Raw genomic sequence first — 12095 nt, forward strand, 5'->3', positions numbered from 1 at the left:
CCCTACTCCCCCATCGCTTCCCGGACCAGCTCGACCGGATGCCACGCCGTACGACCCGCGCCGTGGAAGATCTGCTGACGGCAGGACACTCCGGTGGCGGCCACAATGGTGTCGTGCGGCTCGGCGGCAAGGGCCGGGAACAGCCGGTCTTCGCCTACGGTGAGCGACATTTCGTAGTGTTCGGATTCGAAGCCGAAGGAGCCCGCCATTCCGCAGCAGCCGGAATCGATCTCCTCGACCCGGACACCCGGAATCCGTTGCAGCAGCGCCATGGTGGCGGCGGTGCCGACCTCTGCCTTCTGATGGCAGTGGCCGTGGAACACGATGCGCCGTCCCGCGAGCGGGGAATCGGGGCGCAGGGTGAGCCAACCGGCATCGATCGCCTCGACAAGCAATTCCTCGACCTGTTTGACCCGGCGGCCCACCGTGCGCACATCCTCCGAATCCGGCAGCAGCGCGGTGTGCTCGTCCCGCAGCATGAACAGGCACGACGGTTCGCAGCCGACGATCGGCGAGCCCGGTTCGGTGGTCGTCACGAGCGAATCGACCAGCGCCGCAGCCTTTTTCCGCGCATCCTCGAGCAGCCCCTTGGACATGCTCGACCGGCCGCAGCAGCCGCCGCTCGCCAGTTCCACCCGCCAGCCCGACCGTTCCAGCAGTTCGATGGCCGCCTGCCCGATATGCGGTTCGGTGAAGGTGGTGAACGAATCGGCGAGCCAGTTGACCGTGCCCAGCAAGCCGGAGACCGGCGGAGCCGCCCGGTGATGGCGGCGGAACCAGCGAATCAGATTGACCCGCTGGAAGACCGGCAGCGGCCGGGCGAAGGCGATGCCGAGCGAACGGTCCAGGAACCGGCGCAGCAATTCCACCCGGCCCAGCACGTTCGACAGCGGCGCGGTCGCCGAACCGAGCCGGTTCAGTAGCCGAATCGAGCCGAACATCCTGGAGCGCAAGGGCGTTCCGTGGATCTGGTGATGGTGCGAGAGCGTTTCGGCCTTGAGCGAGGCCATATCCACACTCATCGGGCATTCGCTCTTGCAGGCCTTGCACATCAGGCACAGATCGAGAATCTCGTGCAATCGCTCACCGCCCAGTGCCGCATGCGGATCCGGTTCGGAGAGGGCTTTCACCAGGGCATTGGCCCGGCCGCGGGTGGCGTGCTCCTCATTTCTGGTCGCGATGTAGGACGGGCACATGACGCCCGGTCCGGCCTTGCGGCACAGGCCGATATTCATGCACCGATCCGCCGCGCCGCGCATTCCGCCGACCACCTCGAACTGCAGCGTCGTGGTCATCGGCGGTGCGGGCGGCAGCGCGTCGCGGTCGCGCAGATTGTCGGTCATCGCGGGCGCGTCGACGATCTTGCCCGGGTTCATGATGTTCTCGGGGTCGAAGAGCCGCTTGACCTTTCGCATGACCTCGTAGAGCGCATCACCGAAGATCTCGCGATTGAACTCACTGCGCGCGAGGCCGTCACCGTGTTCGCTGGAGTTCACGCCGCCGTATTCGGCGACGAGATCCTTGACGGCCTCGGCGACCTTCCGCATTTTCGCCACCTCGCCAGGATCGGTGAGGTCCACGAACGGCCGAATGTGCAGGCAGCCCACCGAACAGTGGCCGTAGAACCCCGCCTCCAACTGGTGCTCGTCGAGAATCTCCTGGAACCGCCTGGTGTATTCGGCCAGGTGTACCGGATCGACAGCGGTGTCCTCCACGAAGGCGAGCGGGCGGCGGGTGCCCTCGCCCGCGGCCATCAGCAGACCCAGGCTGGATTTGCGCACCTTCAGCAATGCGGTCTGATCGGCCGGGGTGATCGCGCGAATGGTGTGGTAGCCGTGCCCGTTTCGCTGCCACAGCGCATCGAGCCGATCCAGCCCCGCGAGCAGCGCCGCCTCATCGTCACCGCTGAAGGAGACGAACAGCAGCGCCCCCGGATCGCCGACAAGAATGTCGCCGAGTCCGGCGTATTCGATCTTCTGCCGGGACAGTTCGAGAATCGTGCGGTCCATCAACTCGACCTGATGGGGTTCGCAGCTCAATGCGTCCGTGGTGGCCGCGATGGCGCCGGCGGTATCGGTGAAGTGACCGACCGCGTACACCGTGTGCGCGGGCTTGGGCACCAGATCCACCAGCGCGTGCGTGATGATCAGCAGTGTGCCCTCGGCGCCGACGACGAACTTGGCCAGATCGAAAGGATGCTCCTCGCCGAAGTCGACCAGCCGGTCGAGACGGTAACCGCCGGCGCGACGCCAGAACACCGGCATCCCCGCCCGGATGACCTCCTCCTCGGCCCGGACCAGCTTCGGAAGTGCGTGGTAGATCAGCCCTTCCAGCGTGCCCGCGCCCGCGCGCCGCATGCGCTCGGCCTCGTCGACGGCGTCCAATCGCGCATGGGAACCGTCGCTGAGCACCACCTCCAGCGCCCGCACATGATCGATCGTCATGCCGTAGGTGAGGGAACCGCTGCCCGCGGAATTGTTGCCGATCATCCCGCCGATCGTGGCCCGATTGCTGGTCGAGGTGTCCGGGCCGAACATCAGCCCGTATGCGGCGACGGCCCGATTGAGCTGATCCTGCACCACCCCGACCTCCACCAGCGCGGTCCGGGCCACCGGATCGATCTCCACGATCCGGTTCATATGCCGGGACATGTCCAGGACCAGGCCGGGGCCGACGGTCTGCCCGGCCAGACTGGTGCCCGCGCCCCGGGACACGAGGGGTACGCCGAGCTCTCCGGCGGCCCGCACCGCCGCGGCGACATCCTCCGCATGCCGCGGAAAGGCCACGCCCAGTGGAGTTATCGCGTACATGCTGGCGTCGCGGGAGAACAGGTGGCGGCTGTAGTCGTCGAAGGCGACCTCACCGTCCATGGTCGCGCGCAATGCCCGCTCCAGTCGCGCGCCCACGTCCGACGGGCCCTGCAACGCGACCTCGGTATCGAAGAGTGTCATTGAAAGTCCTTCTTGTCCATGGCCATCGGCAAGAGCGGTGGCGCGGCGGGATCGGCCGTCTCGTGCGTCGTCGCCGCGCGCAACGGTTTACGCAGGGTCAGTACGAGCAGCGCCGCGATGGCGAACACCGCACCGAAGAACGCCTGCGTGAGCGCGTAACCGCCACCGCTGATATCGCTGAGCCAGCCGCCGATATAGGGCCCGAAGAAGCTGCCCAGATTGCCGACGCCATTGATGAGCCCCAGTCCCGCGCCCGCGGCTGCCACGGGGGTGAGTTTGGTGACCGTCGCCCAGAACGGGCCGTACCAGGCGATCGACGCCGCCGTGCCGAGGATCATCGCCCCGAGCACAAGCCACTTCTGGTCCGCCGAAATGAAACTCGCGCCGACGAGAATCATGGCCGCCGCGCCGAGCACCACCGCCATATGCGCGACATGCCGGCCGCGCCGGTCCGCCGACCGTCCGACCAGAATGATGGCGATACCCGCGGCGATCTGGGGCAGCACCGCCACCAGCCCCACCTTCAAATCGGTGTGGAAGGCCTTTTTGAGCACGCTCGGCAACCACAGTGTCAGTCCGAGCAGACCCATCTGGGTCATGGTGTAGATGAGGGCGAAGCGCCAGACGATCCGACTGGTGAAGGCGGCCTTGAACGTTCCGTGATGGACCAGCGGCTCACCTTCCTCGAGCCGGGATCGCTCGATGTACTCACGCTCGTTCTGCGAGAGCCACCGGGCCTTGGCGGGCGTATCGCGGACCACCGCGAGCCAGGCGGCGAGCCCGATGACCAGTGGCGCACCACCCTGGATGAGGAACATCCAGCGCCAGTCGAAATAGGTGAGAATGACACCGGAGAACGGCGCCGCGACGATCGCCGCGATCGGGGTGTAGAGCTTGAATATCGCGAAGGCCCGGCTCCTTTCGGCAAACGGGAACCACGCCCGGATGGTGGCCATCAGCGCGGGTTGCACACCGCCCTCGGCGACGCCGAGCAGGAAGCGGGCCAGCAGCAGCTGCCCGATGGAGTGGGTCAGGCCCTGCGCCATGGCGGCCAGGCTCCACAGCACCATCAGGATCGCGATCCACCTTCTCGCACTCCATCTTTCGGCCATATAGCCGCCGGGAATCTGCAGCAGCAGATAGCCCCAGAAGAAGATGCCGCTCGCCAGACCCTGCTGGGCCCCGGTGAGATTCATATCGGTCTTGAGATGCGGCAGCGCGAAACTGATATTGGTGCGGTCGATATAGCAGATGACATAGATGAAGACGACGATCGGCAGAATGTAGATCCACCGCTTGTTTTCGGACAGTCGCCGGACAGGGGACGTTCGCTCGATCAACGACCTACCTCCTCGTAGGTGGCCCGCGCGGGTCGGCGCGGGCTGGGATCGGCGCTCAGCTCGTGGCGGAGCATGGAGAAACTGCCCGTGCGGCCGACCGCTCTCCGCTGTCGGCGGAAAGCGCTGGGCCGCAGCGGGTATCAGGCGGTGCGCAGCACCGCGAGGGCGGCCTGGGTGCCGGCGGGGTCGATATCGACGCCGGCCAGCTCGAGTCCCATCTGGACGCCGGAGAGTGTTCCGGCGAGCATCAGATCGTTGAAATCGCCGAGGTGACCGATCCGGAACACGCGCCCGGCGAGCTTGCCCAGGCCGGTGCCCAGGGACATGTCGAAGCGGTCCAGGATGATTCGGCGCACCTTGTCGGCATCGTGCTGCTCGCCGAGCAGCACCGCGGTCAGGGAACCGGAGTACTCGCGCTCGTTCACGCACAGCACCTCGAGACCCCAGCCGCGCACCGCCGCCCGGGTCGCTTCGGCATGCCGGCTGTGCCGCGCGAACACATTGGGCAGTCCCTCTTCCTCCAGGAGCAGCAGGGCTTCCCGGAGTCCGTAGAGCAGGTTGGTGGCCGGTGTGTACGGGTAGAAGCCGTGCTCGTTGGTGTCCAGGATGGCGGTCCAGTCCCAATACGATTTCGGCAGTCGCGCCGTCGCGGCGGCCGCCAGCGCCTTGTCGCTGATCGCGTTGAAGCTCAAGCCCGGTGGCAGCATGAGCCCCTTCTGCGAGCAGCCGACCGTCACATCGACACCCCAGTCGTCGTGCCGGTAATCGATCGATCCCAGCGAGGAGATGGTGTCGACCAGCAGCAGCGCCGGATGATCGGCCTCGTCGATGGCCGCCCGAATCTCCGGTATGCGACTGGTGACTCCGGTCGAGGTCTCGTTGTGCACGACCATCACCGCGGCGATGCCGTGTGCGGTATCGGCGGCCAGCCGTTCGGCCAGCGCCGCCGGGTCGGCGCCGCGCCGCCAATCTCCGGGCACGAATTCGACGATCAGGCCGAGGCGTTCGGCCATATCGCGCCACAGGCTCGCGAAGTGACCGGTTTCGAAGGCCAGTACGCGATCACCGGGCGAGAGGGTGTTGACCAGAGCCGCCTCCCACGCACCGGTGCCGGACGAGGGGTAGATGACCACCGGTCCGCTGGTGCCGAACACCGGTTTGGTCCTGACCAATAGGTCCAGGGTCAGTTCCGCGAAGTCGGGACCGCGGTGATCGATGGTCGGTTGCGCGATGGCGCGCAGTACCCGGTCCGGGACATTGGTCGGTCCGGGGATCTGCAGGAAGTGCCGTCCACTCTGAGCGCTCATCACACAATTTCCAATCTGTGCCGTGATATGGCACACTGTGCCGTGAAAAAGTGCAGTAAGGGTAGGTACCGCAGATCGAGGAGTCAAGACCTTGCGAAACGTGCTGAATACGCTCCGCGTACTGGAGGAAGTCGCCGCGCGGCAGCCCATCGGCGTGGGCGAATTGGCCCGGGCGCTCGAGATGCCCAAGAGCACGGTGCAGCGGGCACTGCTCACGCTCGACGAGGCCGGATGGATTCGCCCCGGTTCCGGTGAGGTGACCCGATGGGTGCTGACCACCAAGGCGCTCGCGGTCGGCAGTCGCGCCGGCGGTGATCTCGGCCTGCGCGGGGCGGCCCTGCCGATCATGGAGGATCTGCGCCGGCATACCGGGGAGACCATTCACCTGACGGTCCCCGAGGACGGCCGCATGGTGCTCATCGAGCGGCTGGAGACCGATAAACCGGTGCGCACCAGCATGGCGCTCGGGCATTCGCTGCCCTTCCACGCCTCGGCCAATGGCAAAGCGGTCCTTGCCAACAGCAGCGCCGAGGTCCTCAGGGCGCTGCTCGTGGACGAACTCCCGCGCTACACCGAGACGACCATCACCGACCCGGACGCACTGCGCGCCGAGCTGGCCGCCATCAGGGCCCACGGGTTCGCCGTCAATCGCGGCGAATGGCGCAATGATGTCGGCGCGGTGGCCGCCGTCGTCATGGGCGGCCACGAGAAGCCGATCGCCAGCATCAGCGTGAATATCCCGATCGGCCGGCTCACACCGGAATCGGAGATCCTGTTCGGCGAGGCGGTGCGGGAGGCGGCGAGCAGTCTGGGTGCACGCCTGGGTTAGCCGGGCCGAGGGCCGAATTCGCCCGGCGCAGCGGCGAATTCGGAGGACAGGTGCTCGGCGGCGAGCCGCGCGCCGAGCCGCCGCAGCAATGCCGCCCCGTCGGTGAAGCATCGCCGCACATCCGGTTCGATCTCCGTCAGCGAATAGACGGCGGTGAATCCCGCACTGCGAAACCGTTGGGCGGTCAGCGTATTTCGCCCGCAGACGGCAATGACCGGCACACCCGCCGCCCCGGCCGCGGCAGCGACACCGGCGGGGGCCTTGCCGTACAGTGTCTGCTCGTCGAGCATGCCCTCTCCGGTCACGACCAGATCCGCACCGGCGAGCTGTGCGCCGAAATCGACCAGTTCCAGCACCAATTCGATGCCGGGGCGCAGCGTCGCGCCTAGTGCGGCGACCGCCGCGAACCCGACCCCGCCTGCGGCACCGGCTCCCGCACGGTCCCGCAGATCGTGGCCGGTGGCCTCGGCGATACAGTCCGCCCAGCGGGTGAGCGCCGCATCCAGGGCAGCCACTTGCCCACCATCCGCGCCCTTCTGGGGACCGTAGACCGCTGCCGCACCGTATGGACCGGTCAGCGGATTGTCCACATCACAGGCGACGGTGAAATCGACATCCGCCAGCCGTTCCCGCAGGGCCGCAAGGTCGATCGTGTCGAGCCGATCCAATGCCGCACCGCCATCGCCGATATCGGCTCCTTCGGCATCGAGCAGGCGGGCGCCGAGCGCCCGCAGCAGTCCCGCGCCGCCGTCGGTGCTCGCGCTCCCGCCGATGCCCAGCACAATCCGGCGGCAACCGGCGGTGATCGCCGCGTCGATCACCTCGCCGGTCCCCCGGCTGGTGGCTGTCATAGGTGCGAATTCCCCACTCGGCAACCGGACCAGCCCGGAGATATCCGCCAGCTCCACGACGGCGATATCGCCGCGTCGTGCATAGCCGGTCTCGACCGGCTCGCCCGTAGGCCCGGTGGCACGCACCGGAATCGCGACGAACCCGGCGGCCACCGCAGCCGCGACGGTCCCGTCACCGCCGTCGGCGACAGGCACCACCGACACGTCCGCGTTCGGCAGCACGTGCCGAATACCGGACGCGACGGCGTCACCTACCTGTGCGGCGGTCATCGACCCCTTGAACTTGTCGGAGGCGATCAATACGCGGGCCATCGAATCCCTCAGTCCAGCAGTGCGATTGCGGTGGGCGCGTCCGCGGCGGTTTCGGCCAGCTCCTCGAATTCGACGATATTGTCGATTTCCAGGCCCATCGACACATTCGTGACCCGCTCCAGGATGCACTCCACGACCACGGGCACACCGTATTCGGCGATCAGTTTCTTCGCCTGCTCCAGCGCGGGCCCGATCCCGTCCGGCTGGAAGACCCGAATTGCCTTGCAGCCCAAGCCCTCGACCACCTTGACGTGATCGACGCCGTAACCGCCGACCTCCGGGCTGTTGATATTGTCGAAGTCGAGCTGGACGTAGTAGTCCATGCTGAACGCCCGCTGCGCCTGACGGATCAGACCCAGGTACGAGTTGTTCACCAGCACATGGATATACGGGATGCCGAACTGTGCGCCGACGGCCAATTCCTCGATGAGGAACTGGAAGTCGTAGTCGCCGGAGATGGCCACCACGGTGGCATCGGGATCGGCCGTGGCAACACCGAGGGCGGCGGGCAGGGTCCAGCCCAGCGGCCCGGCCTGGCCCGCATTGATCCAGTGCCGCGGCTTGTAGACGTGCAGCAGCTGCGCCGCCTGGATCTGCGACAGGCCGATGGTGCTGACGTAGCGGGTGTCACGGTCGAACGCCCTGTTCATCTCCTCCCAGACCCGCTGCGGTTTGAGCGGCACCGCATCGAAATGAGTCTTGCGCTGCCCCACCTGCTTTCGAGCCCGGACCTGACCGGCCCAGTCGGTCCGGTCGGTCAGCGTGCCCATGGCCGCCATCTCCTGGGCGACCTCGATGAACACCTGCAGCGCCGCGCCCGCATCGGAGGTGATGCCGAAGTCCGGCGCGAACACCCGGCCGATCTGCGTCGGCTCGATATCGACATGCACGAAAGTGCGGTCCCGCGTGTAGGTTTCGACGCCACCGGTATGCCGGTTGGCCCACCGATTGCCGATACCCAAGACGAAATCCGACTCCAGCAGCGTCGCATTGCCGTGGCGGTGCGAGGTCTGCAACCCGACCATGCCCGCATGCAGCAGGTGATCATCGGGGATGGTGCCCCAGCCCATCAGGGTCGGCACCACCGGAACCCCGGTCAGCTCGGCGAATTCGACGAGCAGGTCCGCCGCATCGGCGTTCACGATGCCGCCGCCCGCCACGATCAGCGGCCGCTCGGCCGCGTTCAGCATGACGAGAGCCTTCTCCGCCTGCGCCCGGGTGGCGGCCGGACGATGCACTCGCAGCGGCTCGTACGTCGCGATATCGAACTCGATCTCAGCGAGCTGCACATCGATCGGCAGGTCGATCAGGACCGGTCCCGGCCGGCCTTCGCGCATGAGCTGGAATGCCTTCTGGAAGGTGCCCGGCACCTGCGCGGGCTCGAGCACGGTGACCGCCCACTTGCTCACCGGGGCGGCGATGGAGGCGATATCGACGGCCTGGAAGTCTTCCTTGTGCAGCTTGGCCACCGGCGCCTGCCCGGTGATGCACAGGATCGGAATGGAATCCGCACTCGCCGAATACAATCCGGTGATCATATCGGTGCCCGCGGGGCCCGAGGTGCCGATGCAGATGCCGATATTGCCGGCGGCGGCGCGGGTGTACCCCTCGGCCATATGCGAGGCCGCCTCGACGTGCCGGGCGAGCACGTGCCGAATCCCGCCGTGCGCGCGCAGGGCGCTGTAGAACGGGTTGATCGCGGCGCCCGGGAGTCCGAATGCCTGTGTCGCACCTTCTTTTTCGAGAATCAAGACCGCCGCGTCCGCAGCGCGCATCCGTGCCATTATGAGATCTCCTTGTCCGCACGCCCGCTCAGGCGCTCCACCCCGCGCAGCAGGGCACTGTGATCGAGTCCGCCATCGCCGTTCGCCTTGGCCGCGGCCACCAGTTGCGCGACCAGCGCGCCCAGCGGCACGACCACACCGGCCTTGCGTGCCGCGGCCGTCACGATCCCCATATCCTTGTGGTGCAGGTCGATTCGGAAGCCGGGCTCGAAGGAACGGGACAGCATATTGCCCCGCTTCTGCTCGAGCACCTTCGAACCGGCCAGGCCGCCGCCCAGGACGCGCAAGGCCGCCTCGAGGTCCACGCCGTAGGCCTCCAGGAAGACCACGGCCTCCGCGAGCGCCTCGATATTGGCCGCGACAATCAGCTGATTGGCCGCCTTGACGGTCTGGCCCGAACCGCTGGGGCCCACGTGCACAACGGTTTTGGCGAGGGCGTCGAAGATCGGCCGCGCCTGCTCGAAGTCCGCCGCAGCGCCGCCGACCATGATCGAGAGTTCGGCGGCGAGGGCGCCCGCCTCACCGCCGGACACCGGTGCGTCCAGCAATCGGAAGCCGCGCTCGGCGGCCTGGGCCGCGAGCTCGAGGGTCACATCCGGCCGGATGGTGGAGAAGTCGATGATCAGCGCACCCGGCTCCGCGGTGTCGAAGACGCCCTTCGCGCCCGCCAGCACCTCGTGCACATCGGGTGAGTCCGGCACCATCACACAGATCACCTCGGCCCCGCGCACCGCATCGGCGATCGAGGTGGTGGCGTGACCACCCGCCGCGACGAGCGGTACGGCCTTGACGGTGGTGCGGGCGTAGCCGGTCACGGCGTGACCGGCGGTGGCCAGGTGGACGGCCATCGGGCTGCCCATAATGCCTAGTCCGATAAAAGCGATCCTGCTCATTCCGGTATCCCTGAAGTCGTTGCGTAACAGTGGTTCACGTGGTCACATCGGCCCTTCACGCGCTGTGCCCGCGGCGCTCGCGCGGCAGCCGGTCGAAGCTCTCGGCCGAGCCGCCGGAGGGTACGTACTCGAGCCCGACCCAGCCGCGGTATCCGCCGGTCTCGAGTGCGGTCAGTTGCTGCTGCAGGGGCAGGTCCCCGGTGCCGGGTTCGTGACGGCCGGGGCTGTCGGCGATCTGGACGTGGGCGATCCGGGCGGTATGCGCCGCGATCACCTTGTCGACATCATCGCCATTGACCGCCAGGTGGTAGAGATCGGCGAGCAGGCCGATATTCGCCGCGCCCGTGGCCGTCTGCACCCGGTCGATCACCGCGAGTACCTCGGCGGCGGTGCGCAGCGGGTAGCGGTTGGGGCCGCTCACCGGCTCGAGCAGCACGGTGCCGTCGATGCGGGCGGCAGCCCAGGCGGCCAGGCCGAGATTCTCGGTCGCCACCTCGTCCTGCCGCTCGGCCGACACCCCGTCGATCCGATTGCCGTAGAGCGCGTTGAACATTCGGCAGCCCAGACGCGCGCCGATCTCGAGGGTGGCATCGATATTGGCGCGGAATTCCGCGGACAGGGCGGGCCAGGACACCAGGCCGCGATCACCGAGCGGCATATTGCCGGCGGCGAAGTTCAGGCCCACCAGCGATACCCCGGCGTTCTCGACAGCGGCGACGAAGGCGTCGGCCTCCTTATCAGTGGGAACCGAGCGGTCGAAGGGCCACCAGAACTCGACCGCGTCGAATCCGGCCCGCCGGGCGGCGTCCGGCCGCTCGAGCAGAGGTAGTTCGGTGAACAGGATCGAGCAGTTGACCTCGTAACGCAGCGAATGACTCATGGATCTCTCCCGGTGAATTCCACAATGCGGAAGTAATATTCTGTTATGTGGAATAGCATAGGAGGCGCGCTCCGGCACGGTCAAGGAATATCGAAGGAGCCGAGCCGTTTTCGGTGCGTGCGGCCGACGCCGGACCGGCCGGTAGACTTCCGCCATCCGGAAACATGGAGGAGACGGGCCAGTGACGGCAGCGAATGAAGCCAAGGGACGCACCGGTGGCGTGCAATCGATCGAGCGCGCCTTCGGATTGCTCGAGACCATGGCCGACGAGGGCGGGATGATGGGTCTGTCGCAGCTCGCGACGGCCTCCGGCCTCCCGCTGCCCACCATCCACCGGCTGGTGCGCACACTGGTCGATCTCGGATATCTGCGCCAGGAACCCTCACGCCAATACGTACTCGGCCCGAAGCTGATCAAGCTGGGCGAAAGCTCCGCGCACATGCTGAGCATCCGCGCGCGGCCGTACCTCGCGCGGCTCGTGGACGAACTGGGCGAATCCGCCAATATGGCCATGCTCGACGGCGATCAGATCGTGTACGTCGCCCAGGTGCCCTCACGGCATTCGATGCGCATGTTCACGGAGGTGGGTCGCCGGGTCCTCCCCCACTGCACCGCCGTCGGCAAGGCGCTACTGGCCGCAATGCCGCCCCAGCGAACCCGAGAACTACTGCAGCGCACCGGAATGCCGCGATACACCGAGCACACCCTCACCGACCCAGGCGAATTCACCCGTCAGCTCGAGGCCGCAGCCCGCAACGGCTACGCCATGGACGAGGGCGAACAGGAACTCGGCGTGCGCTGCGTCGCGGTCGCGGTCCCCGATGCCCCGGCCGCCCTGGCCATCTCGGTCTCCGGCCCGGTCGGCCGCATGTCCGAGGAGCTCGTAGAACGAGCAGTCCCCCTCCTCACCGAAGTGAGCCGAGCACTGTCCGCCGGCCTGCACTGACA

The 12095-nt window shown here is 67.3% G+C and carries 9 protein-coding genes; 2 read left to right on the forward strand and 7 right to left on the reverse strand.

Annotated features, from left to right (window positions below; genetic code table 11):
- Positions 1-2: 2 nt before the first annotated feature.
- The 3 genes from OG326_RS27140 to OG326_RS27150 all read right to left on the reverse strand — a co-directional run bounded on the left by OG326_RS27140 (position 3) and on the right by OG326_RS27150 (position 5598).
- Positions 3-2951 carry an FAD-binding and (Fe-S)-binding domain-containing protein gene (locus OG326_RS27140; RefSeq protein ID WP_327139951.1) on the reverse strand — a complete coding sequence of 983 codons (2949 nt, stop codon included), beginning with the start codon at positions 2949-2951 and terminating at the stop codon, positions 3-5.
- Positions 2948-4291 (reverse strand): MFS transporter, encoded by a 1344-nt coding sequence (locus OG326_RS27145; RefSeq protein WP_327139952.1) that lies wholly within the window; start codon positions 4289-4291, stop codon positions 2948-2950. The genes OG326_RS27140 and OG326_RS27145 overlap by 4 nt, the downstream gene beginning before the upstream one ends.
- Positions 4292-4431: 140 nt before the next feature.
- Positions 4432-5598, reverse strand: coding sequence for a pyridoxal-phosphate-dependent aminotransferase family protein (locus OG326_RS27150; RefSeq protein WP_327139953.1), 1167 nt, complete (start codon positions 5596-5598; stop codon positions 4432-4434).
- A gap of 100 nt (positions 5599-5698) precedes the next feature.
- Here OG326_RS27150 and OG326_RS27155 point away from each other — a divergent pair, with 100 nt between their 5' ends.
- The gene (locus OG326_RS27155) at positions 5699-6427 is read left to right on the forward strand and encodes an IclR family transcriptional regulator (RefSeq protein WP_327139954.1); all 729 of its coding nucleotides are present in this window, start codon (positions 5699-5701) and stop codon (positions 6425-6427) included.
- Here OG326_RS27155 and OG326_RS27160 read toward each other — a convergent pair.
- Genes OG326_RS27160 through OG326_RS27175 form a run of 4 tightly spaced genes read right to left on the reverse strand, consistent with a single transcriptional unit; the run spans position 6424 to position 11147 of the window.
- Positions 6424-7590 (reverse strand): glycerate kinase, encoded by a 1167-nt coding sequence (locus OG326_RS27160; protein WP_327139955.1) that lies wholly within the window; start codon positions 7588-7590, stop codon positions 6424-6426. The genes OG326_RS27155 and OG326_RS27160 overlap by 4 nt on opposite strands.
- An 8-nt stretch (positions 7591-7598) precedes the next feature.
- Positions 7599-9374: a glyoxylate carboligase gene (gcl, locus tag OG326_RS27165; protein ID WP_327139956.1), complete on the reverse strand. Its 1776-nt coding sequence runs from the start codon at positions 9372-9374 to the stop codon at positions 7599-7601.
- Positions 9374-10267 (reverse strand): 2-hydroxy-3-oxopropionate reductase, encoded by an 894-nt coding sequence (locus OG326_RS27170; RefSeq protein ID WP_327139957.1) that lies wholly within the window; start codon positions 10265-10267, stop codon positions 9374-9376. The genes gcl and OG326_RS27170 overlap by 1 nt, the downstream gene beginning before the upstream one ends.
- Before the next feature lie 55 nt (positions 10268-10322).
- Positions 10323-11147, reverse strand: coding sequence for a hydroxypyruvate isomerase family protein (locus OG326_RS27175; RefSeq protein ID WP_327139958.1), 825 nt, complete (start codon positions 11145-11147; stop codon positions 10323-10325).
- Between the two features lie 181 nt (positions 11148-11328).
- On the opposite strand from OG326_RS27175, the gene OG326_RS27180 reads away from it, so the two are divergent.
- Entirely contained in the window at positions 11329-12093 is a 765-nt protein-coding gene (locus OG326_RS27180; RefSeq protein ID WP_327139959.1) for an IclR family transcriptional regulator, read from the forward strand.
- The last annotated feature ends 2 nt before the right edge of the window (positions 12094-12095 follow it).

This window comes from Nocardia sp. NBC_01327 (assembly GCF_035958815.1).
GTDB lineage: Bacteria > Actinomycetota > Actinomycetes > Mycobacteriales > Mycobacteriaceae > Nocardia.